General features: G+C 54.4%; 23 protein-coding genes. 11 read left to right on the top strand and 12 right to left on the bottom strand.

Annotation, left to right across the window (positions count from 1 at the left end):
- Positions 1-84: 84 nt before the first annotated feature.
- Genes puuE through L1I42_RS01080 form a run of 3 tightly spaced genes read left to right on the top strand, consistent with a single transcriptional unit; the run spans position 85 to position 2,856 of the window.
- The gene (gene puuE / locus L1I42_RS01090; RefSeq protein WP_236112649.1) at positions 85-1,530 is read left to right on the top strand and encodes an allantoinase PuuE; all 1,446 of its coding nucleotides are present in this window, start codon (positions 85-87) and stop codon (positions 1,528-1,530) included.
- A complete protein-coding gene (locus tag L1I42_RS01085) occupies positions 1,531-2,355 on the top strand; it encodes a bifunctional allantoicase/(S)-ureidoglycine aminohydrolase (RefSeq protein WP_236112646.1) in 825 nt (274 codons plus the stop codon).
- On the top strand, positions 2,356-2,856 hold the full coding sequence (locus L1I42_RS01080) for an ureidoglycolate lyase (protein ID WP_236112643.1): 501 nt from the start codon (positions 2,356-2,358) through the stop codon (positions 2,854-2,856).
- A 211-nt stretch (positions 2,857-3,067) separates the two neighbouring features.
- On the opposite strand, the gene L1I42_RS01075 is transcribed toward L1I42_RS01080, so the two are convergent.
- On the bottom strand, positions 3,068-3,511 hold the full coding sequence (locus L1I42_RS01075; protein WP_236112642.1) for an Lrp/AsnC family transcriptional regulator: 444 nt from the start codon (positions 3,509-3,511) through the stop codon (positions 3,068-3,070).
- Positions 3,512-3,754: 243 nt separating this feature from the next.
- Here L1I42_RS01075 and L1I42_RS01070 point away from each other — a divergent pair, with 243 nt between their 5' ends.
- The 5 genes from L1I42_RS01070 to L1I42_RS01050 all read left to right on the top strand — a co-directional run bounded on the left by L1I42_RS01070 (position 3,755) and on the right by L1I42_RS01050 (position 8,637).
- On the top strand, positions 3,755-4,870 hold the full coding sequence (locus L1I42_RS01070) for a saccharopine dehydrogenase family protein (protein WP_236112641.1): 1,116 nt from the start codon (positions 3,755-3,757) through the stop codon (positions 4,868-4,870).
- A gap of 445 nt (positions 4,871-5,315) precedes the next feature.
- Positions 5,316-6,095: an ABC transporter ATP-binding protein gene (locus L1I42_RS01065; RefSeq protein WP_236112639.1), complete on the top strand. Its 780-nt coding sequence runs from the start codon at positions 5,316-5,318 to the stop codon at positions 6,093-6,095.
- 45 nt (positions 6,096-6,140) lie between these two features.
- Positions 6,141-6,863, top strand: a complete 723-nt coding sequence (locus L1I42_RS01060) for a transporter substrate-binding domain-containing protein (protein WP_236112637.1) — start codon at positions 6,141-6,143, stop codon at positions 6,861-6,863.
- Positions 6,864-6,997: 134 nt separating this feature from the next.
- A complete protein-coding gene (locus L1I42_RS01055) occupies positions 6,998-7,801 on the top strand; it encodes an ABC transporter permease (RefSeq protein ID WP_236112635.1) in 804 nt (267 codons plus the stop codon).
- A complete protein-coding gene (locus L1I42_RS01050; protein WP_236112633.1) occupies positions 7,798-8,637 on the top strand; it encodes an ABC transporter permease in 840 nt (279 codons plus the stop codon). The genes L1I42_RS01055 and L1I42_RS01050 overlap by 4 nt, the downstream gene beginning before the upstream one ends.
- 14 nt (positions 8,638-8,651) lie before the next feature.
- Here the strand turns inward: L1I42_RS01050 and L1I42_RS01045 are convergent, their stop codons facing one another.
- From L1I42_RS01045 to amaB, 3 genes are all read right to left on the bottom strand, one after another.
- Complete coding sequence (locus L1I42_RS01045) at positions 8,652-9,506, bottom strand: SMP-30/gluconolactonase/LRE family protein (RefSeq protein WP_236112627.1); 855 nt, start codon at positions 9,504-9,506, stop codon at positions 8,652-8,654.
- Between the two features lie 162 nt (positions 9,507-9,668).
- Positions 9,669-10,898, bottom strand: coding sequence for a pyridoxal phosphate-dependent aminotransferase (locus L1I42_RS01040; protein WP_236112625.1), 1,230 nt, complete (start codon positions 10,896-10,898; stop codon positions 9,669-9,671).
- 10 nt (positions 10,899-10,908) lie between these two features.
- Positions 10,909-12,429, bottom strand: coding sequence for an L-piperidine-6-carboxylate dehydrogenase (gene amaB / locus L1I42_RS01035; protein WP_236112624.1), 1,521 nt, complete (start codon positions 12,427-12,429; stop codon positions 10,909-10,911).
- Positions 12,430-12,597: 168 nt separating this feature from the next.
- Here amaB and L1I42_RS01030 point away from each other — a divergent pair, with 168 nt between their 5' ends.
- Positions 12,598-13,533 (top strand): LysR family transcriptional regulator, encoded by a 936-nt coding sequence (locus tag L1I42_RS01030; RefSeq protein WP_236114140.1) that lies wholly within the window; start codon positions 12,598-12,600, stop codon positions 13,531-13,533.
- A gap of 32 nt (positions 13,534-13,565) precedes the next feature.
- Here the strand turns inward: L1I42_RS01030 and L1I42_RS01025 are convergent, their stop codons facing one another.
- Together L1I42_RS01025 and L1I42_RS01020 are read right to left on the bottom strand one after the other, a co-directional pair.
- On the bottom strand, positions 13,566-13,934 hold the full coding sequence (locus L1I42_RS01025) for a hypothetical protein (protein WP_236112622.1): 369 nt from the start codon (positions 13,932-13,934) through the stop codon (positions 13,566-13,568).
- Positions 13,935-14,011: 77 nt separating this feature from the next.
- Entirely contained in the window at positions 14,012-14,593 is a 582-nt protein-coding gene (locus L1I42_RS01020; RefSeq protein ID WP_236112620.1) for a PAS and helix-turn-helix domain-containing protein, read from the bottom strand.
- Positions 14,594-14,734: 141 nt separating this feature from the next.
- Between L1I42_RS01020 and L1I42_RS01015 the strand changes: the two genes are divergently transcribed.
- The gene (locus L1I42_RS01015) at positions 14,735-16,678 is read left to right on the top strand and encodes an acetoacetate--CoA ligase (RefSeq protein ID WP_236112619.1); all 1,944 of its coding nucleotides are present in this window, start codon (positions 14,735-14,737) and stop codon (positions 16,676-16,678) included.
- 282 nt (positions 16,679-16,960) lie between these two features.
- On the opposite strand, the gene L1I42_RS01010 is transcribed toward L1I42_RS01015, so the two are convergent.
- A complete protein-coding gene (locus L1I42_RS01010) occupies positions 16,961-18,058 on the bottom strand; it encodes a M24 family metallopeptidase (protein ID WP_236112614.1) in 1,098 nt (365 codons plus the stop codon).
- 176 nt (positions 18,059-18,234) lie between these two features.
- Here L1I42_RS01010 and L1I42_RS01005 point away from each other — a divergent pair, with 176 nt between their 5' ends.
- Positions 18,235-18,414, top strand: coding sequence for a hypothetical protein (locus L1I42_RS01005; RefSeq protein WP_236112608.1), 180 nt, complete (start codon positions 18,235-18,237; stop codon positions 18,412-18,414).
- Between the two features lie 47 nt (positions 18,415-18,461).
- Here L1I42_RS01005 and L1I42_RS01000 read toward each other — a convergent pair whose 3' ends face one another.
- The 5 genes from L1I42_RS01000 to hutU all read right to left on the bottom strand — a co-directional run bounded on the left by L1I42_RS01000 (position 18,462) and on the right by hutU (position 25,901).
- Positions 18,462-20,894 (bottom strand): hypothetical protein, encoded by a 2,433-nt coding sequence (locus L1I42_RS01000; RefSeq protein WP_236112607.1) that lies wholly within the window; start codon positions 20,892-20,894, stop codon positions 18,462-18,464.
- A 94-nt stretch (positions 20,895-20,988) separates the two neighbouring features.
- A complete protein-coding gene (locus L1I42_RS00995) occupies positions 20,989-22,515 on the bottom strand; it encodes a TRAP transporter large permease (protein ID WP_236114139.1) in 1,527 nt (508 codons plus the stop codon).
- A 24-nt stretch (positions 22,516-22,539) separates the two neighbouring features.
- Positions 22,540-23,037, bottom strand: a complete 498-nt coding sequence (locus L1I42_RS00990) for a TRAP transporter small permease subunit (protein WP_236112605.1) — start codon at positions 23,035-23,037, stop codon at positions 22,540-22,542.
- A gap of 72 nt (positions 23,038-23,109) precedes the next feature.
- On the bottom strand, positions 23,110-24,207 hold the full coding sequence (locus L1I42_RS00985) for a TRAP transporter substrate-binding protein (RefSeq protein WP_236112602.1): 1,098 nt from the start codon (positions 24,205-24,207) through the stop codon (positions 23,110-23,112).
- 23 nt (positions 24,208-24,230) lie between these two features.
- Positions 24,231-25,901 (bottom strand): urocanate hydratase, encoded by a 1,671-nt coding sequence (gene hutU / locus L1I42_RS00980; protein ID WP_236112600.1) that lies wholly within the window; start codon positions 25,899-25,901, stop codon positions 24,231-24,233.
- Positions 25,902-25,904 lie beyond the last annotated feature (3 nt).

Here is a 25,904-nt window from a genome sequence, read left to right as displayed (position 1 = left end):
TAGGCGCAAATCACGGCTTCATGCATAGTGCATGCAAATCGCACTTTCGCCAAAGTAAAAAATGGCATCGCAAAGGGTAGAATAATGAGCGATAAACCACAGCGTTATGAGCGGGACATGCGCGGCTATGGCCGCAGCAAGCCAAAAGTCCAATGGCCGAGCGGCGCCAAGATCGCCGTGCAATTTGTACTCAATTATGAAGAAGGTGGCGAGAACTGCCTGTTGCATGGGGACAAAGCGTCTGAAGCCTTTCTGTCTGAAATTGTGGGCGCACAACAATGGCAGGGCCAACGCCATTGGAACATGGAAAGCATCTATGAATATGGGGCGCGGGCCGGGTTTTGGCGCGTGCATGAGCTGTTCACCCAATTTGACATGCCATTGACCATTTATGGGGTAGCGACCGCGCTGAAACGCTCGCCCGAGCAAGTGGCCGCGATGCAAGAAGCCGGGTGGGAAATCGCCTCGCACGGACTGAAATGGATCGAATATAAGGACTTCACGGAAAGCGAAGAGCGCGCCCATATGAAGGAAGCGATCCAGCTGCATTATGAAGCCACGGGCGCCTATCCCCAAGGCTGGTATACGGGCCGCTGCTCGGACCATACAGTGGCGCTGACCCAGGAAATGGGGTGCTTTGGTTATGTGTCGGACAGTTATGCCGATGACTTGCCATATTGGCGGGCGCCGCAGGGAGAAGCGCAACAGCCGCAATTGATTATTCCCTATACGCTGGATGCCAACGATATGCGCTTTGCGGCTGTGCAGGGCTTTAACAGCGGCGATCAGTTTTTCACCTATTTGAAAGACAGTTTTGACGCGCTTTACGCTGAAGGCGAAACGGGCGCCCCCAAAATGTTGAATATCGGGCTACATTGCCGCCTGATTGGCCGCCCCGGGCGGATTATGGCGCTCAGGCGGTTCCTCGATTATATCCGATCCAAGCCTGATGTGTGGGTGGCGCGGCGCATTGATATTGCGCGCTATTGGATGGAACATCACCCCTATGCAGCGCCGACATTTGATGTGGTCAATATGAGCCGCAAAGCTTTTGTGGATCAGTTTGGCGGTGTGTTTGAACATTCGCCCTGGATTGCGGAGCGGGCCTATGAAGCCGAGCTTGGCCCGGCGCATAATTGTGCGGTTGGCGTGCATGCAGCGTTGGCGGCGCAGTTCAGAAAAGCGCGGGAAAGCGAGCGGCTGAAAGTGCTGCGGGCGCATCCGGATTTGGCGGGCAAGCTGGCCGCGGCGAAGCGATTGACCGCAGAGTCGACCAAAGAACAGGCAAGCGCTGGTTTGGACGCTTTAACGGATGAAGAGCGTGTAACGTTCACCGCGTTAAATGAGACCTATACCGCCAAATTCGGTTTTCCCTTTATCATTGCGGTGAAAGGGTTGAACAAGGATCAGATTCTTGAACAGTTTCAAAAGCGCGTGCATCATGACCGAGATCAAGAATTTACCACCGCGTGTCAGCAAGTGGAGCGGATTGCCCTGTTGCGGTTGAAGGATATGTTTGGGGAGAACTAGATGAGCCAATATTATACGCCCAAAGGTGGCCTGCCGCCGCAAACGCAATTGCTGACCGATCGCGCGAAATTCACGGATGCCTATGCGGTGATCCCCAAAGGGGTGTTTAGCGATATTGTCACGTCCAACCTGCCGCATTGGACCCACACCCGCGCATGGATTATTGCCCGGCCGCTGAGCGGCTTTGCCGAGACCTTTGCACAATATGTGATGGAGGTTGCCCCCGGTGGCGGCAGCACGCGGCCGGAGCCAGACCCAAGTGCTGAAGGCGTTTTATTTGTGACCGAGGGCGACGGCACGCTGACGCTTGAGGGGCAAAAGCACGAGCTGAGCGCAGGCTCATATGTCTATTTGGCAGTGGGCGCGGACTGGCAATTGGCGAATGAAACAAACGTACCGCTGCACTTTCATTGGATTCGTAAAGCCTATGAGACGGTGGATGGGATCGATGCGCCAACGAGCTTTGTGACCAATGAGCATGACCACAAGCCCATTCCCATGCCAGATACGGATGGGGCATGGGCCACCACGCGCTTTGTGGACCCCAATGATGTAGCCCATGATATGCATGTGAATATTGTCACCTTTCAGCCGGGGGGCACCATCCCCTTTGCTGAAACCCATGTGATGGAACACGGGCTTTATGTGCTGCAGGGCAAGGCGGTTTATCGGCTGAATGAGGATTGGGTGGAAGTGGAAGCGGGGGACTTTATGTGGCTGCGCGCTTTTTGCCCGCAGGCCTGCTATGCGGGCGGGCCGGAGCCGTTCCGCTATTTGCTTTATAAAGACGTGAACCGGCATATGAAGCTGACTTTGGGGGCGTAAATGGAAGTCCCCTTTATCCCCATTAAGTCCTTGAGTATTGAAGGTTTTGCGCCTTATGGCGAAGTGATCGATCTGGACAAAGCCGAGCACTTTCCGATCAATAATGGCATGTGCACCCGCTATAATGATCTGGCCACGGTGGAGCTTAGCGGGGTTGAACCGCGACCGCTGGTAAATATTTTCCGCGGCAAGCCCTATGATATTCCGCTGCACCTCAAAATGGTCGAACGGCATCCGCTGGGCTCACAAGCTTTTATCCCCATGAGCAAGCGACCCTTTTTGGTGATTGTGGCACCAGATGAGGCGGGCACACCGGGCACGCCGCTCGCTTTTCTGACCCAGTCGGGCCAGGGCATCAATTTGAAAATGGGGTGCTGGCACGGGGTGCTGACCACCTTGGAAAAGACCAGCGATTTTGTGGTGATTGACCGGGGTGGACCGGGGGAAAATCTGGAAGAATATTATTACGAACCCGGCTTTTTGGTCGGATTTGATGATTAGGTTGGATTGGCAGCTTTCTTCCAACGTCACCCCGGACTTGATCCGGGGGCCAAGCAGAAATTGAGACGAGATAAAGCCTTAGCGCTTTTTTCACCAAAGCTTTGCCATGGGGCCACCGCTACATGGATTACCGGATCAAGTCCGGTAATGACGGTGGTGGATGAGGATATTTTGTGCGGTGGGTCGTTTCCTTAAGCGGCACACATCTAGTTTACCGCCGATCAAATTTGCGCCCCAGCACCAGTGATGTCTGGGTGCGGCGAACGCCGGGGATGAGGGCGATTTCATCAATGATTTCGTCAATATCTTCGAGCTGCGGCGCTTCCACGGACAGGTGCAAATCATATTCGCCATTAATGGCGAGGCAGAGTTTGACCTCAGGAAAATCCTTGAGCTTGTCGGCGATCTGTTTGCCCTGTTGCTGGTGCACTTCGATCATCACCAGGGCTTCCACATGCTGGCGGCCCGGATCTTCGGCCAGTTGCACTGTGTAGGCCTTGATATAGCCCAACCGTTCCAGCCGGGCGATGCGCTCATGCACGGTGGTGCGGGCGATGCCAAGTTTTTTGGCGATGTCGGAGGTTTTGGCGCGGGCGTTAAACTGCAATTGCGCGATCAGTTGCCGATCCAACTCATCCCGGATGGGTTTTTCCATACCCCTTCTCCCTACCGACAAAAAGACAATCAATTGATAAAATGACGATGGGGCAGTTTCCAAAACAATGCAAGAATTCCCATGTGTTAAGACCTTACTCAAAGATTAATATTCGTCATAATGACGGATATTTCACACTGATATCGTCATTATGTCATCAAAATGGCGTTTCAGATTCTAGGCAATGACATTCCCCGCTGGCACAATTTTAACAGTTTAAAAAATCAAACCAGAGGGACAGATATGAATTGGGATGTTTTGATTGTTGGCGCCGGTAAAATTGGCCGCATGGTGGGTGTGGTTCTGGAAAGCCAGCCTGAATATAGCGTAACCGTTGCCGACACCAATGAAGCCGCCTTGGCGGAAGTGGCCAAACTGGGTCTGAAAACGGCCAAAGTTGACGTGACCAAAGAAGATGAGCTGGTGGCTGCCTTGAAGGATAAGCAAGCGGTGTTGAGCGCCGCGCCCTATTTCTTGACCCCCGCCATTGCCACCGGCGCAAAAAAGGCGGGCACCCATTATTTCGACCTCACCGAAGATGTGAGGGGCACCAAGTTTGTGATGGATTTGGCGAAAGACGCCGACACCGCCTTTATGCCGCAATGTGGCCTGGCCCCCGGCTTTGTGGGCGTGGCGGGTTATCACCTAGCAAAGCAGTTCGACAAGGTTGAAGATTTGTCCATGCGTGTGGGCGCGTTGCCGCGCTTCCCGACAAATGCGCTGAAATATAATATCACCTGGTCTACCGAAGGCATGGTGAATGAATATTGCAACCCCTGTGAAGCGCTGGTGGATGGAAAGCTGGTGGAAGTGCCACCGCTTGAAAACTTGCAAACCTTCACCTTAAACGGCACTGAGTTTGAGTGCTTCAACACGTCAGGTGGCCTGGGCACCTTGTGCGACACGCTCTCTGGCCATGCGAAAAATGTCTCCTATCGGTCGATCCGCTATCCGGGTCACCGCGATATTTTGAAAATCTTGCTACAGGATTTGAAATTGCAGGACCGTCAAGATTTGATGTGCGAGATTTTCAACACAGCCCTGCCGGTGACCAAACAAGACACGGTGACCGTGTTCTGCACCGCAACCGGCACGATTGACGGCAAATATGAAGAAAAATCTTTTCTCAATGTGTCCACACCAATGGACGTGGCGGGCAAAGAATGGACGGCCATTCAAATCACAACAGCTGCAGGCGTGACCGCGGCGATGGATTTGATGCGGACCGGCAAACTGCCAAGCAAAGGCTTTGTGCGCCAAGAGCAAATCGATCTGGATGAGTTTTTGGACAACCGATTTGGCGGCATGTTCCTGGGCAAACCGCTGGAGACAGCGCAAAAAACCGACAAAGCAGCCTAACAATGTTGATCGGGCGGCCCAAGTGGCCGCCCTTTTCATTTCGTCAAAAAGACCTATTCAATATGCGAAATCTTAGTTGATATTTGCGCAAAATAATGACTATTCAGTCAAAAAATAATCGGTCATACTGACATTAAACATATCGCAAATATTGAATTTGCAGGTAAGGCGTTGTGAGGACAGCGCAATTCAGGCCCGAGAGATTGGACCTGATGCGAGGGAGGACATATCAGATGGATTTGCACCTGACCAATGGTCCGGCGGCGAGTGTGAGCGCATGTTTGTGCCATCCAACCACCAAATCTGTGCCGCGCCCGCACAGGCTTTTCTCTTTCCTTTCGATAAATTTCGGCGTTTTATGGGCAATTGTGCTGTTAAAAGCTGATTGTGCCATAAATCAATTTGGGCTAGATCGTTTAATTGCGACCAAACGATGAAAGAGAATATGTCGGATACCCAAACACCAATTATTGAAATACGTGACCTGCATAAGAGTTATGGCAATCTTGAAGTATTGAAGGGTGTGGACCTTGTTGCCCATAAGGGTGACGTGGTGAGCCTGATCGGTTCATCCGGTTCCGGCAAATCGACCCTTTTGCGTTGCGTCAATCTGCTGGAAGACAGCCAACAGGGTGATATTATTTTTGATGGCGAACCGGTGCACTGGAAGGGTGAAGGGCTCAACCGCCACCCTGCTGACAAGGCGCAAGTGATCCGCATCCGCACCAACCTCACCATGGTGTTTCAGCAGTTTAATCTTTGGGCGCATATGTCCATTTTGCAAAATGTGATGGAAGCGCCAGTGACGGTGTTGAAGGAAGACCCAGCCGCCGTGGAAGAACGGGCGCGCATGTTGCTCGACAAGGTGGGCATCGGCGACAAATGCGACAATTATCCGGCCCAGCTTTCCGGCGGGCAACAGCAACGGGCGGCGATCGCCCGCGCGCTGGCCATGGAGCCACAAGCGCTGCTGTTTGACGAGCCAACATCCGCGCTTGATCCGGAGCTGGAGCAAGAAGTGGTGAAAGTGATCAAGGATTTGGCCAAAGAGGGCCGCACCATGATTTTGGTGACCCATGATATGCGGTTGGCCGCAGATGTGTCTGACCATGTTATCTTTTTGCATCAGGGTCGCATTGAAGAACAAGGCACCCCTGATGAGGTGTTCAAGAACACCAAAACCGAACGGCTACAGCAATTCTTGAGTGCGACCGTTTCGGATTAAACCAACTCAAGATCTCTTTAAGAGGTAAAACCAAGGGAGACTACAATGAAAAAACTGTTGCTTTCTGCTGCCGTTCTGGCCATGAGCACAAGCTTTGCGATGGCGGATACTGTGCGCCTCGGTACCGAGGGGGCTTACCCTCCATACAACTTCATCAATGATAATGGCGAAGTTGACGGTTTTGAGCGTGAGCTTGGCGACGAATTGTGCAAGCGCGCGGAAAAAGACTGTGAGTGGGTGACCAATGATTGGGATTCCATCATTCCAAACCTGGTATCAGGCAACTATGATGCAATTATTGCGGGCATGTCCATCACGCCAGAGCGGGAAGAAGTTGTTGACTTCACCCAGAATTACACACCCCCTTCACCTTCAGCCTATGCAGCGCTGAGCGCGGATGTGGATCTTGATGGTGGTGTTGTGGCGGCGCAAACCGGCACAATTCAGGCGGCACACATTGCCACCACCGGCGCGACTTTGCTGGAATTTGCAACCCCTGACGAAACCGTGGCTGCAGTGCGCAATGGCGAAGCAGATGCGGTGCTGTCTGACAAAGACTTCCTGATCCCATTGGTTGAAGATTCCAATGGTGACATGGTGTTTGTTGGCGAAGATATCCCGTTGGGTGGCGGCATTGGCATGGCCTTCCGCGAATCTGATCCAGAATTGCGCGCTGATTTTGATGCGGCAATCCAGTCCATGAAAGATGACGGCACATTGAACGAGCTGATCATCAAATGGCTGGGTGAAGATTCACCACGCTTCTAAGCGAGCTTATCGCAGGGCGGGAGTGCGCTCCCGCCCTGAACTGATAGATTGTTTATATGTTCTCATTCTGCGCAAATCCCGACCAAATTGAAGGCCTTACCTGGCTCACCTGTTATCTGACAACAGGCAAGCATATGAGCTTTTATGCCTCTTTCGGCACTGTTTTGATGTTGCTGGCGGTTACGGCCCCAACCGCTCTATTGTTTGGCTTTTTCGGCGCTTCAGCTGCGCGGTCGCATATTGCGCCGCTGCGCTGGCTCGGCAAAGGCTATACCGCCATTGTGCGGGGCGTGCCCGACATTGCCTTTTTCCTATTTTTTGTGATTGCGCTTGATCAGGCGTTCGAATATGTGCGGCATCAGGTCATTTGCCCGGATTGGACCGAACCTGTGCGCCAGGGAAGTGACTTTGTGGTGTGCGCGGCGGCCAAATTGCCATTGTCGAGCTCACCACAATGGGTGCATGAGACCTATGGTTTCTTTCTCGCTGTTTTGACGTTCGCGATCGTTTTTGGGGCGTTCGCGGCCAATGTTTTATATGGCGGCATGCGCGCAGTACCCCATGCGCAGCTGCAAACCGGCGAAGCCTACGGCATGAGCCGGCGACAGGTTTTCTGGCGCATTCTGATGCCGCAAATGTGGGTCTATGCCCTGCCCGGCCTGTCGAACCTGTGGATGATTCTGATCAAGGCCACGCCCCTGCTGTTTTTGCTCGGGGTGGAAGATATTGTTTATTGGGCGCGCGAATTGGGTGGCTCGAAAAGCTCGGCTTTCTCCTATCCGCACCCGGATTGGCGGATCTATTATTTCCTTGGGCTGTTGGTGTTCTACCTTGCCATGACCAAAATTTCCGAGATTGTGTTTGATAAACTTATGGATCGGTTGAACCTTGGCCAAGCCACCACCGGCGGCAAGTCACTTGCGGGAGGTTCGGCATGAGCTGCATTGAAACCATCCAAAACTATGCCTTCCGCTCTATGGGCTTTGGCGAACGGCTGTTGCCGCGCTCAGATTTCACCTTGTGCGATCAGTTCACGCTGATCGCGTCGGGCCTGATTTGGAATGTCTATTTCGGCATTTTGGCGCTGTCATTCGGCTTTTTTCTGGCCATTGCCGTGGCCACCGCAAAGGCCAGCAAAAATCCGTTTTTGCGCAAACCGGCGGAATGGTACATTTTCATTTTCCGTGGATCACCATTGTTCATCCAGTTCTTTTTTGCCTATGAGCTGTTTGTGCTGATGCCCAAATTGGGGGCGGACATCAATCTGGGCTTTATCGAAATCACTGTGGAAACACGCTGGTTGACCAAAGCCTGGCTTGGAGCGCTGATTGTGTTGTTCTTGAACACGGGCGCCTATTCGGCTGAAATTTTTTACGGGGCGCTCAAATCGATCCCCAAAGGCGATGTGGAGGCAGCCGACGCCTATGGCATCTCGGGATGGCCCCGCTTTAGAAAGATCATCTGGCCCACCATGCTGCGCCTGGCTTGGCCCGCCTACACCAACGAGGCGATCTTCCTGTTCCACGCCACCACGCTGGTGTTTTTCTCCGGCTTTCCGAGCTGGCAGCAGCGGGGCGACGCGCTTTATTACGCCAACTATTTTGCAGACAAGACCTTCAACCCGTTTGTGCCTTATCCGATTTTGGCGTTCTATTTTATCCTGCTCACCCTGGGTGTGATCAGCATCTACGGTGCGATCAACAAGCGGCTAAACCAGCATTTGCCGGAAAACCAGACAAGACGGCTCAAAATCAAACCACAAATTCTGCGCTAAGTCGGCGTGCGCGGTCAGTCAAGGCTGACCGCATATTCCGCTTGGCCGCTCACTACGCCATTCAGGCGCAGGGTTTGGCCATCCGCTTGGTGCGGCGACGCAAGATTCTCGCGCGCTGACGTGAGATAAAGCTCGGTAAAATTTGACCCGCCAAAAGCCGGACATGTGGGCTGAGTTGCCGGCAGCTCGAGACGATCCACCAGTTGGCCGCGTTCATCAAACCGCGCAACACATGCGGCGCCCCAACAGGCAATCCACATATGACCGTGTTGGTCGATCAAAGCGCCATCCGGATTAAGGTTTTTCTTCCGCAAATCCACATGCACAATAGGCTCCCCAAGCGGCCATCCCTCAGCATCCAGCATTTGCTTCCACACCAGTTGGGTAGGGGTGTCGGTGTAATAGGCACAGGACCTGTCATGGGCAAAACAGATCGCATTGGGTATCGCCACTTCGGGCACCAACAGGCGCAATTCGCCCTGATAGAACCGATAGATGCCCCCCTTTTCCGCACTGGGGTCGGTTTTGGACATGGTGCCAATCCAGAACCCGCCCCAAGGATCAACCCGGCCATCATTCGAGCGGCGCGAAGGCACATCTTTCTCCAAATCCACCAAATGGGTTTGTGTATTGGTTTCGAGATCAAAGATGAAAATTTGGCGCTCGGAGGCAATGACCAATTTGGTTTCATCCAGCCAACCGGCTGCCGTCACGATTTCATCAAACGCCCATTCGAGCGCCTGCCCGTCCTTTTGTGAGCGCAACAAACGGTTGGGGATATCAAACCAGAAAAGCTGCTGGCGTAGAGGGTGCCAAAGCGGACCTTCCCCCAAAGTGTTTTGTCGCTGATCAAAAATTTCTACCGCCATCATACACTCCTCCGGCTCCTGCAACTATGGCTAGCAAATCAATATGCGCGGACAAGTCCGAAATGGAATAAAAGGACTGATTTCGCGCAAAAAAACCCGCCAGCACAAAGACTGGCGGGAGAAAAAGATTCTTCTTACGAGAATCTTTCTGTGGGAAGTTGTTTAAGTCAGCGCGCTCGCCGCTTTTTGAATGCGGGAGATCGCTTCGACCAATTCTGTTTTTGCTGCCGCATAGGATATACGAAAATAGGGCGAAAGTCCAAAGGCCGATCCCGGCACGATCGCCACATAGCTTTCTTCCAGAATGTAGCGGCAGAAGTCGCTATCGCTTTCGATGATCTTGCCGCTTGGGGTGGATTTGCCGATCAAGCCTTCGCACGAGGCAAAGGTGTAAAAGGCGCCTTCCGGCACGCGGCAGGTGACGCCATCAATTTCATTGAGGCCTTCAACCACCAGATCGCGCCGCTCCTGGAACGACAAGCGGCGTTCCTCAAGGAATGAATTGTCGCCGTTTAAGGCTTCCACAGCTGCTGCTTGCGACACGGATGAGGCGCAGGAGGTGGATTGGGATTGCATCACGGCCATGGCCTTGATCAGTTCCACCGGCCCGGCCCCATAGCCGATGCGCCAGCCGGTCATGGCGTGAGATTTGGATACGCCATTGACCACCAAAATCCGATCCCGCAATTCGGGTGCCAGTTTTGCCGGAGTGACAAATTCAAAATCGTCATAGGTGATGTGCTCATAAATATCGTCGCACACCAGCCAGACATGGGGATGGCGCTTGAGCACGTTGAGCAGCGGTTGCATCTCTTCCGCCGAATAGGCCGCGCCAGATGGGTTGGACGGCGAATTGAGCATCAACCATTTGGTTTTCGATGTGATCGCGGCGGCCAATTGATCGGGCTGAAGGCGGAAACCTTTTTCGCCCGGACATTTCACCAGCACCGGCACCCCGCCGCACACTTCCACAATGTCGGCATAGGTTGTCCAAAACGGAGTGGGGATGATCACCTCATCCCCCGGATTGATCGTGGCCATAAAGGCGTTGAACAGCACCTGTTTGGCCCCGGCAGAGACGGAAATATTGGCGGGCTGATAGTCCAGTCCGTTTTCCCGCGCCAGCTTGTCGCAAATGGCCTGTTTCAGTTCGGGCGTGCCATCAAGCGGGGTATATTTGGTTTGCCCCGCTTCGATGGCGGCAATACCCGCCTGTTTGACATGATCCGGCGTATCAAAATCAGGCTCACCTGCGCCCAAAATGATGACCGGGTGCCCCTCGGCCCGCAATTCGCGGGCCCGGGTGCTGATTTTGATGATCTCAGAAACCGATAATTTGGCGATACGGTTGGCCCGGAAAAAGCCGGGATGAGAAACCAGATCGGCAGCCATTTATGTGTCCTTACTCGATGTCAAAGCTTACGCCTTGCGCCAAGGGCAAGGCTGTGCCGTAGTTCACCGTGTTGGTGGAGCGGCGCATATAGGCTTTCCATGCATCAGAACCGGACTCGCGTCCACCCCCTGTTTCCTTTTCACCGCCAAAGGCGCCGCCAATTTCTGCGCCAGAGGTGCCGATATTGACGTTGGAGATGCCGCAATCAGAGCCGACTGCAGAGAGGAACTTCTCAGCTTCGCGCACATTGAGCGTGAAGATACAGGCAGAGAGGCCTGCGCCAACATCATTTTGCATTTCGAGCGCGTCATCAAAATCGCTATATTTGGTGACGTAAAGGATCGGTGCGAATGTCTCTTCAAACATCGGGCCGGTCTGTTCTGGCATTTCGACCAGCGCCGGACGGTAATAGTAGGACGCATCACCGTTCACATCCATGCGCTCGCCACCGGTGATGGTGCCGCCGGAGGCTTTGGCCGCTTCAAGCGCCTTTTCCATATTGTTGGCCGCGTCTTTATCGATCAGGGGCCCGACCAGCGCATCTGAATTGAGCGGATCGCCAATGGTGACACCGAGATAGGCTTTTTTCAGCGCCGCGACCATATCGTCATAAACGCTTTCATGCACAAACAGGCGACGGGTGGTGGTGCAACGTTGGCCAGCGGTGCCCATGGCCCCGAACGCGATGGCGCGCACCGCCATATCCATGTCGGCAGATGGGCACACGATGCCTGCGTTGTTGCCACCCAGTTCAAGGATGGTGCGGCCAAACCGTTCGGCCACACGTGGGCCAACCTGACGCCCCATGCGGGTCGACCCTGTGGCGGAGACCAGCGCCACCTTTTTATTATCCACCAGCACTTCGCCGCCTTCACGTTCGGCAATAAATGTCGTGATCAAATTGTCCGGTGCATCTCCGAAACGTGCCAATGCCCGATCCATGATTGCCTGGCAGGCCAAAGCGGTCAAAGGTGATTTTTCAGATGGCTTCCACACCACAGAATTGCCGCACGCCAAGGCGATGGCGGCGTTCCAGGACCATACGGCCACGGGGAAGTTAAAGGCGGAAATGATACCGACAACGCCAAGCGGGTGCCAGGTTTCCATCATCCGGTGATCGGGGCGCTCTGTGGCGATGGTCAGGCCATAAAGCTGGCGTGACAGCCCCACAGCAAAGTCACAGATATCGATCATTTCCTGTACTTCGCCTTCGCCCTCAGACGGGATTTTACCCGCTTCAATGCTCACCAGCCGCCCCAGATCGGCCTTGGCAGCGCGCAATTCTTCGCCGAACAGGCGCACAAGTTCGCCGCGACGGGGGGCCGGCACGGTGCGCCATTGCTTAAACGCCTCATGGGCTTTATCAATTTGCGCATTGATCTGATCGGCGTTAGATGTGTGCACATCGGCAACTTTTTCACCGTTGGTGGGCGAAAACACGGCCAAGTCGCCGCCTTCCAACGCTGCGGAGTTCACCCCCAATTTGCCCAATAATTCAGCGGTTTGTGATCGAAGTGAAGCTGATGACATTTCTATCCCCTTTGGCCTGTCGCCTTTAATTGTGGATCAACCCAATCCTGCGCGAACAGATTGCGCAAAATGAGGCTGGTCAAGTCGAAAAAATTCATTATTCTCATGATAACTTAGGCAAACGCCCTAAAGAAGCAATGTTTTTTCATTACTTCATGAGGAAAAATGATGCATACCAGTCGGCGCAACTTCCCCTCCATCAATACGCTTAGCGCTTTTGAGTGCGCGGCGCGACATTTGAATTTCACCCGCGCAGCTGAGGAGATGAACCTGACTCAAAGCGCGATCTCGCGGCAAATCCGTGATCTGGAGCTGCAATTGGGGGTGACCCTTTTTGAGCGGGTGCGCAAACGGGTGGTACTGACCGAAGCTGGCGCGCGCTTTTTGGCCGATGCACGCTATCTGATCGAGCAGACCGAAGGACTGGTTTACCGCACAATGGCGGCCGCGAAGGCCGAGGCGATGTTATCGATCGCCACGCTACCGACCTTTGGCTCGCACTGGCTGGCCCCACGCCTACCGGACTTTCTGGCGGAAAATCCCGATCTGGCGATCAATATTGAAAGCCGCTGGTCGCCCTTTGCCATGCAGGATCAGTTTGTGGACGTGGCGGTGCATTTTGGCCGTCCGATCTGGGCTGGCGCGACCTGCCATCCGCTTTGTGCCGAAATGATGGTGCCGGTGGCGGCGCCAGGATTGGTGCGGCAATATGAGCTAACCCACGCGCAGAAGCTGGTAAACGCCCCGCTATTGCATTTGCAAACCCGCCAAACCGGTTGGCGGGATTGGTTTGAGCAACAGGGCATTGAAAATAGAGAGCCCTTTAAAGGCCATCGTTTTGATCAATTCTCGATGATTATTGAAGCTGCCTCTGCGGGCATGGGCGCGGGCCTATTGCCCTTTTATCTGATTGAGCAGCAAGTGATGCAGGGCAGTTTGAAGGTGATCGACCCAACTCCGCTTGAAACAGAAGATGCCTATTTTCTGGCCATTCCAGACGATAAGGCGGAAAAACCGGGGGTCATTGCTTTTACCAAATGGATCCGGAAACAAATTAAAAACCCGGTGATGCATCTGGATGAGGTGGACAGCCCGATCGCGTGACGCAGATACAGGCCACCCACCCTTTGTTCAGGCTATTCGAAATAGATTTCGTTATCCGCGAGATATACCTCTGAGGCTTCGCAGATGTCGATGGCGATCGGATCATCCATCACTTCTGAGCCGTCGGCGCCCAACCAGCCCACTTGGAAGGCTTGCTCACAGGCCCCCGTTTCGGCGAAAAATTCGGCCTGGGCCATCTCACCCGGCGCCATTGCCTCGGAAAGCCAGTTTGTGCTCCAACCGCTGCCATCATTGGTGTAGAAACCCACAACGACATTGCCTTCAGTCACATTATGCAAAGTGAATAGGCCGCTCGCGCCAGACTGCGCCATGGCCTGGCTAGCCAATAGCCCAACACAAATTGCGCCGGCGACAGCCAGCTTTTGAATTATTGATTTCATGATGTCTCCTCCCAATGCCGAAATAATATCTCGAGACCCGATGGTTAACAAGATTTTAATATCGGTTTATCGAATATTTAACGCACGCCGTGATGGGCCGAGAACCATGCGATCAATTCGGCTGTATTTTTCACCCCAATGGCCTTCATAACCCGCGCGCGATGGGCTTCAACCGTGCGCTTGGACAGGTCCAACTCTTCGGCGATAACGGCATTAGTTTTGCCTTGTGCCACCAGCGCCACGATCTGGCGTTGTCGGTCTGTCAGCTCATAGCCGGAGGTGGCAATGGCGCGGGGCAGCGGCTCAAAACAATAGACCGCCTTGGCAAACGGGTTGGCCGAGGTCATGGACCGGCCGCGCACCTTGCACCAGAAGCGGGTTTGATCCGCTTTAATCATGATCCGCTCGTCGTAATAGGTGATGCCCATGGTCATATTGGTCGACCACATTTGGCCCGTGCGGACAAAATCCTCAAAATTGGGATAGAGCAAGTGGAAGCTTTTGTTGCGCAATTCGGCGCGGCCATAGCCGAACAGACGGGCGAACTCTGCATTACACTCCAAGATAATCCGGTGCTCGGCATAGACCAAGGGCACCGGCATTTCGTGCAGGTTAAAATTATATTTGGATTGGGATTGAACCGTGGCGTTGAGCACCATTTTACTTGCCTGCTATCGCTTCCACAAAACTGATTTTATCGGTCTCTCATCTACCGTATAAATACGACTAACGCTATCGTTTTGACAAGCATTATGGTTTGCTCCATCTATTTAGTTGGACAAAAGGTTCAGGGAGGACAGATGCCCAACGAGATTTTGTGGACACCGTCCAAAGAGCGACAGCGCGCCAGCAATTTGCGGCGCTTTGCCAAAGCCACCAAGGATCAACATCAATGTGCACCCGATGATTATGACGGGTTGCTGCGCTATTCAATCGATCATCCACATGCATTTTACAGCTCCCTTTGGGATCAACTGGGCATTGTCGGCGACAAAGGCGACCGCATCCTGATCGAGGATGAGGATATTCGAAAGGTACGCTTCTTTCCTGACGCCAAGCTGAATTACGCTGAAAATGCGCTGAAAAACGCTGATGACCGCACCGCCATTATCGGCCATCGCGATGATGGCACCCGCCGCGAGATCAGCCGCAAACAGCTTTATGATCTGGTGAGCCAATTGGTGCAGGCCATGAAAGCCAAAGGCGTTAAAAAGGGTGACCGCGTTGGCGCGATTGTCACCAATGATATTGAAGCGATTGCGCTTTATTTGGCTAGTTCGGCCATGGGCGCGATCTGGGCCTCCTGCTCGCCGGATTTCGGCCCCGAAGGCGCGACGGACCGGTTGGCACAGGTGGAGCCAAAGATTTTGTTTGCGGTGCCGCACTACAATTATGCTGGCAAACACATCAATGTGGCGCCCAGCATCAATGCGGTGGCCGAAGAAGCCAAGATTGAACATGTGGTGCTCCTGGACACACCAAAGCCTGATGCTCAGTACGACGTCTCTTGTCAGACTTTGAATGAGTTCGTCGCCCCATTCGCGCCGACGGACATTGAATTTGAACGGCTTGAATTTGACGCGCCGATGGTGATCCTTTTTTCCTCCGGCACCACGGGCAAGCCCAAATGCATTATGCATCGTGGTGCGGGGCTATTGATCCAGCATATGAAAGAGTTGGTGCTGCACAGCGATGTGAAGCCGAATGACAATTTCTTTTATTTCACAACCTGCGGCTGGATGATGTGGAATTGGTTGGTGAGCGGTTTGGCGGCAGAAGCCACACTGATCACCTTTGACGGCAATCCCTTCTATCCCAAAGCGCCGCGCCTGTTGGACCTGATTGATCAGGAGCAGATCAATATTTTCGGCACCTCAGCCAAATATATCGATGCGCTGAACAATTTTAATGTGAAGCCGCGCAAAACTCATTCGCTGGACAGCTTGAAGGCCATCCTCTCTACCGGCTCGCCGCTTCTGCCGGAGAATTTCGACTATATTTATCGCGACTGGAAGGACGATGTGCAATTGGCTTCCATTTCTGGCGGCACCGACATTTGCGGCTGCTTTATGGGCGGTGTGCCCACCAAGCCGGTCCATCGCGGCGAGTTGCAGGGCGCACAGCTGGGCATGGATTTAGCCATTCTGGATGATGAAGGCAATGAGCTGATCAACCAGCCGGGCGAATTTGTGTGCCGCAATGCGCATATGACCATGCCGACCGGCTTTTGGGGCGATGAAAGCGGTGAAAAATATCGCAGCGCCTATTTCGACAAGTTCGAGAATATGTGGGCCCATGGGGACTTTGTGGAGAAAAGGGACACGGGCGGCTACATCATTCATGGCCGTTCTGACGCCACGCTGAACCCCGGCGGCGTGCGCATTGGCACCGCCGAGATTTATCGCCAGGTGGAAACCATTGATGAGATAGAGGAAGCGATCGCCGTGGGGCAGGACTGGCAAGGCGATCAGCGGGTGATCCTGTTTGTGCGGCTTAAAGACGGCGTGACGCTGGATGAAGAGCTGACCAAGCTCATCAAAACCCGTATCCGCAAAGGCGCGACGCCGCGACACACGCCAGCTAAAGTGATTGCGGTGGACGATATTCCCCGCACCCGCTCCGGCAAGATCTCCGAGATTGCCGTGCGCGATGTGATCCATGGCCGCAAAATCAAAAACACCACGGCGCTGGCCAATGTGGAATGTTTGGAGCAGTACAAGGATTTGCCGGAACTGCAGGGATAGGTCTGGCTGCGACACAGTGCTTCGGCGACAAGGTGAAGGGTGACATTGTTTGGTGCGTAGGCACCCCACCCTCAATCGCTCCCCATCAAGGGGAGGGAGGTCAAATGTCGGCATTTGGCGTCAGTATTGGCCCCGGATCAGGTCCGGGGCGGCCACGTTTGGTTATATGGACCACACCAACTGGAACAGTTCTGCCCTGCAATCCCCCTCCCTTTGATGGGGCGGGGCTAGGGGTGGGGTGCGCCCACAAGAATAAAGTGGTGGGGTGAACCCTCAACAAACCTAACCCTTGGAAATCACCACATCACGTGGCCGCTCAGAGAGGACTTCCGGCCCGTCGGCGCGGAGATAAACGATTTCTTCGAGGCGGACACCAAATTTGCCCGGCTGGTAAATCCCCGGCTCGATGGAAAAGACCATGCCTTCGTCCAGCACCACATCAGACGAGGCAGAAATATAGGGTTCTTCATGGATTTCAATGCCGAGCCCATGACCGGTGCGATGGCTGAAATAGTCGCCATAGCCCGCTTCTGTGATCACATCGCGGGCGGCTTTATCAATGTCGGATGCTTTGACACCGGGTTTACAGGCCGCCAGAGCTGCCTGCACCGCTTTTTCCACCACATCGTGCACCTCTTGATAATCGTCGCGCAAATGGTCTATGGCCACCATGCGGGTGATGTCGCTCGGATAACCTTTGGTGGTGCCGCCAATATCAACGACCAGCACATCGCCGGATTGTAGCACCCGGTCTGAAGTGTGGTGATGCGGGAAGGCACCATTTTCGTTGGCGCCGACAATATCAAACACCGGCTTGGCCCCGCGTGAGATAAAATGCTCTTTCACGGCCTCGGCCACATCATTTTCAGTGACACCGGGGCGCGCGGTTTTCGCGGCCACTTCCTGTGCTTCATCAGCGATCTGAGCGTTCAGTTTGAGCAGTTTATATTCGTCTTCGGTTTTGCGCATGCGCAAGGCGCCAACGGTCGATTTTGTGAACTGATGGGTCGCACCCTCAATCTTGTCCATCAGGTTCAAAGCGAAATCAGCCCGCATGGTTTCATCCAACACCACTTGCTTTACATCGCCTGCTACTTTTTCCAGTGCCCTTTCAAGAGCAGTAAAGGGACCCTGATCGTCAGCCCACTCAAAAAATTCAATATCTGTGTGCTCGCGCACCGCATTGGCGTTCAGGGCCGGCATGACAAAGGCTTCTGTCTCTTTGCCGATCAACAACAGGCACATACGCTCGTCCGGATAGGGGGCATAGCCCAGAAGCCATTGGGTGTGCGCGGTGGGTCCCAGCGCCACCAGATCAATATTCTGCGCCTGCATTTCTGCGCGCAAGCGTTTGAATTTTTCCGCGACAATCTCGTTCATAGGTCCCCCTCAGTGGTTTAGTAAAATAATTTTGATATTGGTAATATTTATTTTAGGGGCGGTCAATCATCTAAAAGGCGGATCAGGCAAGTGCACTTTCAATTGACCAAGGTCAAACCGCTTGTGTTCAAACCGAGCTATAGATCAATCTGCACACATCCAACTGGGGGAAGAAAATGAGCAAATTGCTTGGCATGTGGATTATTTCAGGCTCCGCCGTCGCCGGGGCGCTGGTGGTGGCAGTTCTGGTTACACAAATGCTGCCGAATATGGGATTGGGCATCGCACTGGCGGCCATATTGGGGTATGTGCTGGCTGTTCCCTTTTCCTTGTTTTTGGTCAAGAAAGTGAAATAGCCAGCCCCATGATCGCGCCATGCCGCACCATCAATGCGGCATGGTGTTTAGCGGGCGCGGCATGAAAGACGGGTTGTTCCCCCTTCTTCCAACACCAGTTCCTGATTGGTGATCTTCGCCTGAACATCGCCCCAGACATTGGCAAATCCGCCATTTACCCGGGCCCGATGCAGGGCATAATCTCCATCCACAAGCGCAGTGCCCTTGTTCGGCTCAATCAGGGCCACAACTTCTCGACCCGCACAATTGTAGCTTTTTGCCACCACGTCCGGGTCGGCCCCGCCCATGGTGGGCTTGATGCTATATTCAATATCGGCATTGGGGGCCACCATCGTCGTCAGACATCCACCTCCGGCAGAACGCACCTCAAAGCCTTGACCCGCTGACCGGGTGAGCTGAAGCCGGGCGCTTGGCGGCACATCACGCACATATTGCCGCTGGCCATTGGCGTCAATTTCATATACCTCAACGGTTTGCCCCCGGTCGTTTTTAAAACCAACAGAGATAGCCCGATTGCCCAAAGGCTGGCTATTGGCACTCCGTGCGCACATATAGTTCGGGTTGGCCTGATAATTGTTCAGGGCCTGACGTGTCGCAGCGCTTCGGGTGTTGATGTTGATCTTCACATTGGAATTTGACTGCTGATTGATCAGGTCAAAAATGTTGATGATTGTATCCACCGCTTCATTGCCAGTGGTGGGACGGTCTGGATCCACACCAAACCCGCTGTCACCGCCATCGCCAATCGCGGGTTGGGAGGCCGGACGACACCCATTGAGGAAACGGCGGATGGCCGCGCCGCTGCCCTTCAAAGAATAGGTGGCGGTCTGCTCGCCATTGATCTTCCACCGGACAATATTGCCCAGTGCCAACGCCCGCCACATTGGATCGTAAGTATCAATAACGGCAACCGGCAAAGCGCCCCATTCAAATCCTTCAATGGCGCGGGTGGTGGCTGGTACGCGACCAGTTTCATTGCCCACCTGCCAATCCACATTCACGTTGCGTCCGTTAGACAGACCCCGCGGTGCCGAGGCAAACATGATACGCACCAGATCATCCTGTGGCGTGCAGCGGGCTTCAAGCCCGACGCGATCCGTGCTGAGATCCCCAAAAACAAGCCGCAAATCACCATCACGGCGCGAAGGCGGCGTGCTCCATTGCAAGCTGGAATCGTCGGTGACATCGCCATAAACCGTTGGGCCGTTGAACCTTGAGTTGCAGGCTTCCACAAACTGACGCACCGGCCCTGCACTGCCGCTCAGAGACAGAATGAGGCGATGATTATCATTTGCGATTGCGGTAAAGGTGGCGCCAGATATCAGACCGCTCCACAACCGGTCATCCGTAGATTTGGAGAAGCTGGGGGCGGCACCTGTGGCCACCGGCGATTGGCCGCGATCCCCGTTCACCACGCCATTATAGCGGCCGGTGGTCCAGTTGATCCTTGTGCGCCGCGGCAGATCGGCGCGTGCGGGGAAGCCATCAAGATAAATCGTCGCCTGCCGCGACCCCGGCTCACACACAGCGCTAAAGCCGGTACGATCAAAGCTGCGGGCGTCAAACTTCAGCGCCGCAATATCATTTTCACTCTGGGCCGGGATAAAGCGCCAGCTATAGCCCGAGCGCAGGTTTGTGTCAGACGCAAAGGTTGGCTTGGGTGTAACGGTGACATCAAAGTTAGAGCCGCATAGATCGAGCTGTCCCTCACCTGTGGCACCCGAGGCAAATTCAACTTTCAGATTGCCGGTGCAATTGATACCAGATTTGTCCGCAAAGATGCGGGTGCGCACATCATTACCGATGTGGCGAATGATGTTGAGGCGTTCGCCATTTAATTCCACTTTGATGATTTTATCGTTGCCGCCAGACCGCACCGTGAGAATTTCATAATAATTGGTCGGCTCGACATCCAAAATCACCTCATTATTGAAGGCACACAGATCCACAGTCCGTTCAAAATTCTTCGCCCCCGAGAGCGCCGCAGACAATTTGCCCACGCATTTGAATCCTGATGGCCCCCGGCGAATGTCAAATTCGACCCGGTTTGAATTGGGAAAGGCGGTGAAAGGCTGGGGCTTGCCGTCAAAACTGAGGGCGAGCACGCGCACATTATCTTGTGAGGGCACGATGGTGATGGTGCGCACGGAAGGACCGGCACCCGTATCGCCAAAACTTAAGGCAATCTGCCATTCGGCGTCGCACAGATTCATTTGTCGGCGCAAGAAACGGCCATTTTCTGCAATCAACGACAGGGTCGCATAACATTGCTTGTCGTCTCTAAGCTCAATAAAGGCGTACTGACCCGCTTGGGCGACAATGTCAGCCCGCTGGCCATTGATAAAGGCCGATTTGAGCTGAATATCTTGCGGGCTCTTCTCAATGGTCAGGATACGCGCGGCGGCGGCCCCCTGCACCAACACCAACAAGGTTAAGATGATGACGCCAATTCTGGCACCGAATGTTTTCAGCTTGTGCATATCCATCTCCTCAAGTGCCCCCGCACCTGCCCCAAGCCTACTATGCATCACCAATTTTGTCTAAATTATGTAAGTGAGGCGCAAGCTTAGCCCTTTAGAACAGGAACTCAGGCAGGGCGGTGGCCAGAATGGGAAACAGCCAGATCAGCGCCACGCCCACCACCTGCAAGCCGATATAGGGCAACACACCGCGATAGATATCGCCAGTGGAAATTTCCTTCGGCGCGGCCCCGCGCAGATAAAACAGCGAGAAGCCGAACGGGGGCGTGAGAAAAGAGGTTTGTAGGTTGATGGCAATGATGACGGTGAGCCAAATCGGATCATGGCCCAACAAGATCAGGCCTGGCACCACCAATGGCAGCACAATCACCGAGATTTCGACAAAATCGAGGAAGAAGCCCAAAATAAAGATGATCACCATGGAAAAGACCAAGGCGCCGAACGCACCGCCCGGCATATTGGCCAAAATCTCTGAAACGCGATCTTCACCCCCCAAACCGATAAACACCAGCGAAAACATGCCGGCTGCCAAAATGGTGGCAAAGATCATCGCGGTCATGGTGGTGGTCGACAAAAGTGCGGGTTGCAACACTTTGAGTTTGATCAGTTTGTAGGTGGCAAAGAGCAATGCCGCACCGCCAATTAGCGCCAACACCACATAGACCATACCGATGGCAAAGTCCGGCCCGGTCACATCGCTGCGTTGCAGCCGGATGGGGTGAATGAGCGAGCCGATCACCAAAAGCAACAGCGCCAGAAGGCCGATTTTGAGAAAAGGCCCGCCAATCTTGTTTTTGAAGGCCGCCATGAACAGGGCGCCCGCCGCGCCCACAGACGCGGCTTCGGTGGGGGTGGCGACACCCGTGAGAATGGAGCCCAACACCGCGACGATCAGCGCCACGGGCGGCAGAATCGCGGAAAGGGCTTCACGCCATAAATTCTGGTCAGCCTGTTGCGGCAAAGCGGGCAATTCTTCGGGCCGGAGAAAGCCGCGAATGACCAGATAAAGAATGTAAAGCACCACAAGCAACAGGCCGGGCACCAAAGCGGCAGCAAAAATCTGCCCGACCGACAGGGTTTCGACGACGAATTTTCCCTGTTCATATTGCGCCTGCTGAAACCCGTTCGACATCACATCTGACAGGATGATCAATAGGGTGGATGGTGGGATGATTTGCCCCAACGTACCCGCGGTACACACCGTGCCCGCGGCCAATGCCTTATTGTAGTTCGCGCGCAACATGGCGGGCAGCGCGATCATCCCCATGGCCACAACAGTGGCGCCTACGATGCCGGTGGAGGCGGCCAATAAGGCGCCCACCAGCACCACAGAAATACCCAAACCGCCCCGAAAGCTGCCAAAGGCCTTGCCCATGGTTTGCAGCAAATCTTCGGCGATTTTGCTTTTTTCAAGCACCGCGCCCATCAACACAAATAGGGGGATGGCGATCAGCACATTATTGGTCAACAGGCCAAAAATGCGCTGGCCGGACGCGCCGAGCAGGCCAATATCCATGACGCCGGTGGCCGCCCCAATAAAAGCAAAGATTACCGCGACCCCGGCAATGGAAAAAGCCACTGGAAAGCCGCTCAAAATGGCCGCAATCAGGGCGGCAAACATGATCAGATCGAGATGGGGCACCGCTTAGGCCTTTTCAAAATAGGAGTGAAAATTGCGCACGAGACAGGAAATGGACTGCAGGATCAGCAAGACGCAAAAGACCGGGATCAGGGTTTTGAGCAGAAAACTTGCAGGCAAACCGCCAACGGAAATGGCGCCCTCTTTGATCGCCCAGGCGTTCCGCACGCTTGGCCAGGTGAAATAGAGAATGGTGCACATGGCCGGCAGCAGGAAGATCAGATGTCCAACAATGTCGATCAGCGCTTTGTTTTTCGGGGTGAAACGAGCGTAAAAAATGTCAACTCGCACATGCCCGTCAACTTGTAGGGTGTAAGCGGCGGCGATCATGAAGTGGCTGGCATGCAGATAAAGCACCAGCTCCTGCACAGCGATCGAATTAACGCCAAAGGCATAACGCGAAATCACAATGCCAAACTGGACCAGCAGCATCAAAATGGCGAGCCATTTGACGGTGTGTCCGGTTATAATGGCAAATCGATCCAGCCAGTCCGCAATGCGCATAAATGCCCTCCCCCAAACTCAATTGTGAGGGTGCCGCCCAAAAATTTGTGCGGGCGACACCCAAATTTGCTTTTAGTAACCCAACACCTTGGCGCGGGCATTCATTTGCCCATTGTCGGCATAGGTCATATAGCCGCCAACGGAGTCGCGATAGGAGACGAAGCTTTCGGTGATTTCGCGCACCAGCTCATCGTCATCCTCACGCATTTCCGCAATGACTTCCTCAGCCGCCTTGCCAAAGGCTTCGATCACATCATCAGGCAGTTTACGCACTTTCACCCCGTCTTCAGCAACCAGTTTTTGCAGTGCAAGGGCATGTTTGGTGGTGTATTCCGTCCACACAGGGTTATAAAGGCTCTCACAGGCCATGGCGACGGCCTGCTGCAAATCCTCTGGCAGCTCATTATAGACCTTCGCATTGACCGCACATTCTTCCGCAGAAGATGGCTCGCCAACACCGGGCCAATAATAGTTTTTGGCCACTTGCTGATAACCCAGAGCGCTATCGGTCCATGGGCCGATAAATTCACCGGCATCCAGTGCGCCGGTTTGAAGCGCCTGGAACATGGCCGGGCCGCTCATCGCCTCGACGGACATGCCGATTTTGGCACACATTTCAGAAGCAAGGCCGGTGGTGCGGAACTTCATACCTTTCAGATCATCGACAGATTTGATCTCATTTTTAAACCAGCCCTGCCATTGCGGACCAGAGTTGCCGCACAAGAACGGCTTGAGACCAAACCGGCCATACATTTTGTCATAAAGTTCTTGGCCGCCGCCGTGATAGAGCCAGCCAAACTGTTCGTCCGCACGCAGGCCAAAGGGCTGCGAACCGAACAACAAGATGCCTTTGGATTTTGAGCCCCAATAGGCCGGCACCGCGTGATAAAGCTCTGCCGTACCTTCGGACACCGCGTCAAACACGCCACGGCCGGGCACCAGCTCGCCTGCGGCATAAAGTTTGACTTCAATGCGGCCGCCGGACAGCACGCCGATCCGATCCGCCAACATTTGCGCCGCCACACCCGGCCCAGGCAGGTTTTTCGGCCATGCCGTAACCATTTTCCACTGGTGAACCTTGTCTTGCGCGATGGCCGGGGTGGCCAAAGCGCCTGCGGCCACACCGACGGTTCCGACGGTGCCAGCTTTCAAAAAGTCTCTTCTCTTCATGGTCTCCTCCTCTTTGATGATTCTTACAAAATGCCCGGCAGATTCAGTCCTTTTTCCCGGGCACAATCCTGCGCTATTTCATAACCCGCATCGGCGTGGCGCATCACGCCCGTGGCGGGGTCATTCCAGAGCACTCGCTCCAACCGTTTGGCGGCTTCCGGGGTGCCATCGGCCACAATCACGACGCCCGCATGTTGCGAATAGCCCATGCCCACACCGCCACCATGGTGCAGCGACACCCAGGTGGCACCAGACGCAGTATTCAATAGAGCGTTGAGCAATGGCCAGTCTGACACCGCGTCAGAACCATCGAGCATAGCTTCGGTTTCGCGGTTGGGCGAGGCCACAGATCCGCTATCCAAATGGTCGCGGCCAATCACGACAGGGGCTTCAAGCTCGCCGTTCGCCACCATTTCGTTAAACGCTAAACCCAGGCGATGACGGTCGCCCAAACCAACCCAGCAGATGCGGGCAGGCAGGCCTTGGAACGAGATGCGTTCTTTCGCCATATCGAGCCAATTGTGCAAATGCTTGTGGTCGGGCAGCAGTTCTTTGACCTTTTGGTCGGTCTTATAGATATCTTCCGGATTGCCGGAGAGCGCCGCCCAGCGGAAGGGGCCAACGCCACGGCAAAAGAGCGGGCGAATATAGGCGGGCACAAAGCCAGGGAAATCAAAAGCGTTTTCCAAGCCTTCATCCTTGGCGACCTGCCGAATATTGTTGCCGTAATCCACGGTGGGGATGCCCTGCGCATGGAAATCCAGCATGGCCTGCACCTGCACTTTCATGCTGGCGCGGGCTTCTTTTTCCACCAGTTTCGGGTCACTCTCGCGCTTGTCGCGCCATTCACCCATGCTCCAGCCTATGGGCAGGTAGCCATTGATCGGGTCGTGGGCGGAGGTTTGATCGGTGACAATATCCGGACGCACGCCACGCTTGACCAGCTCAGGGAAAACTTCTGCCGCATTGGCCAGCAAGCCCACAGATTTGGCTTCGCCTGCTTTGGTCCAGCGCTCGATCATCTCCAGCGCTTCGTCCAGGCTGTCAGTCTTTTCGTCGATATAGCGGGTACGCAGACGGAAATCGATGCTGTCGGGATTACACTCCACCGCCAGACAGGACGCGCCCGCCATCACCGCCGCGAGGGGCTGGGCCCCGCCCATGCCGCCAAGACCGCCGGTTAAAATCCATTTGCCTTTCAAGTCGCCATCATAATGCTGGCGACCGGCCTCGACAAAGGTTTCGTAGGTGCCCTGCACAATGCCTTGGGAGCCAATATAGATCCATGAGCCCGCGGTCATTTGGCCATACATGGCCAGGCCCTTTTTATCGAGCTCGTTGAAATGGTCCCAATTGGCCCATTTCGGCACCAGATTGGAGTTGGCGATCAGGACGCGCGGCGCATCGGCATGGGTTTTAAACACGCCGACCGGCTTGCCCGATTGCACCAGCAAGGTCTCATCGGTTTTCAGCGTTTTAAGGGTGTCGACGATTTTGTCGAAATCGTTCCAGGTGCGCGCGGCGCGGCCAATGCCGCCATAAACCACCAGTTCGTGCGGGTTTTCCGCCACGTCCGGGTCGAGATTGTTCATCATCATGCGCATGGGCGCTTCGGTGGTCCAGTCGCCGCAAATCAGGTCTGGCCCGATCGGCGATCGGATGGTGCGGGCGTTTTTTCGTGCATTATCTGTCATCAT

Source organism: Maritalea mediterranea (assembly GCF_021568695.1).
Lineage (GTDB): Bacteria > Pseudomonadota > Alphaproteobacteria > Rhizobiales > Devosiaceae > Maritalea > Maritalea mediterranea.
This window is presented reverse-complemented; position numbering and strand designations above follow the sequence as displayed.

Bases quoted from the DNA above. Each gene is read 5' to 3' on its own strand.
- puuE (WP_236112649.1), top strand. From the start codon at position 85: ATGAGCGATAAACCACAGCGTTATGAGCGGGACATGCGCGGCTATGGC.
- L1I42_RS01085 (WP_236112646.1), top strand. From the start codon at position 1,531: ATGAGCCAATATTATACGCCCAAAGGTGGCCTGCCGCCGCAAACGCAA.
- L1I42_RS01080 (WP_236112643.1), top strand. From the start codon at position 2,356: ATGGAAGTCCCCTTTATCCCCATTAAGTCCTTGAGTATTGAAGGTTTT.
- L1I42_RS01075 (WP_236112642.1), bottom strand. From the start codon at position 3,511: ATGGAAAAACCCATCCGGGATGAGTTGGATCGGCAACTGATCGCGCAA.
- L1I42_RS01070 (WP_236112641.1), top strand. From the start codon at position 3,755: ATGAATTGGGATGTTTTGATTGTTGGCGCCGGTAAAATTGGCCGCATG.
- L1I42_RS01065 (WP_236112639.1), top strand. From the start codon at position 5,316: ATGTCGGATACCCAAACACCAATTATTGAAATACGTGACCTGCATAAG.
- L1I42_RS01060 (WP_236112637.1), top strand. From the start codon at position 6,141: ATGAAAAAACTGTTGCTTTCTGCTGCCGTTCTGGCCATGAGCACAAGC.
- L1I42_RS01055 (WP_236112635.1), top strand. From the start codon at position 6,998: ATGAGCTTTTATGCCTCTTTCGGCACTGTTTTGATGTTGCTGGCGGTT.
- L1I42_RS01050 (WP_236112633.1), top strand. From the start codon at position 7,798: ATGAGCTGCATTGAAACCATCCAAAACTATGCCTTCCGCTCTATGGGC.
- L1I42_RS01045 (WP_236112627.1), bottom strand. From the start codon at position 9,506: ATGGCGGTAGAAATTTTTGATCAGCGACAAAACACTTTGGGGGAAGGT.
- L1I42_RS01040 (WP_236112625.1), bottom strand. From the start codon at position 10,898: ATGGCTGCCGATCTGGTTTCTCATCCCGGCTTTTTCCGGGCCAACCGT.
- amaB (WP_236112624.1), bottom strand. From the start codon at position 12,429: ATGTCATCAGCTTCACTTCGATCACAAACCGCTGAATTATTGGGCAAA.
- L1I42_RS01030 (WP_236114140.1), top strand. From the start codon at position 12,598: ATGCATACCAGTCGGCGCAACTTCCCCTCCATCAATACGCTTAGCGCT.
- L1I42_RS01025 (WP_236112622.1), bottom strand. From the start codon at position 13,934: ATGAAATCAATAATTCAAAAGCTGGCTGTCGCCGGCGCAATTTGTGTT.
- L1I42_RS01020 (WP_236112620.1), bottom strand. From the start codon at position 14,593: ATGGTGCTCAACGCCACGGTTCAATCCCAATCCAAATATAATTTTAAC.
- L1I42_RS01015 (WP_236112619.1), top strand. From the start codon at position 14,735: ATGCCCAACGAGATTTTGTGGACACCGTCCAAAGAGCGACAGCGCGCC.
- L1I42_RS01010 (WP_236112614.1), bottom strand. From the start codon at position 18,058: ATGAACGAGATTGTCGCGGAAAAATTCAAACGCTTGCGCGCAGAAATG.
- L1I42_RS01005 (WP_236112608.1), top strand. From the start codon at position 18,235: ATGAGCAAATTGCTTGGCATGTGGATTATTTCAGGCTCCGCCGTCGCC.
- L1I42_RS01000 (WP_236112607.1), bottom strand. From the start codon at position 20,894: ATGCACAAGCTGAAAACATTCGGTGCCAGAATTGGCGTCATCATCTTA.
- L1I42_RS00995 (WP_236114139.1), bottom strand. From the start codon at position 22,515: ATGTTTGCCGCCCTGATTGCGGCCATTTTGAGCGGCTTTCCAGTGGCT.
- L1I42_RS00990 (WP_236112605.1), bottom strand. From the start codon at position 23,037: ATGCGCATTGCGGACTGGCTGGATCGATTTGCCATTATAACCGGACAC.
- L1I42_RS00985 (WP_236112602.1), bottom strand. From the start codon at position 24,207: ATGAAGAGAAGAGACTTTTTGAAAGCTGGCACCGTCGGAACCGTCGGT.
- hutU (WP_236112600.1), bottom strand. From the start codon at position 25,901: ATGACAGATAATGCACGAAAAAACGCCCGCACCATCCGATCGCCGATC.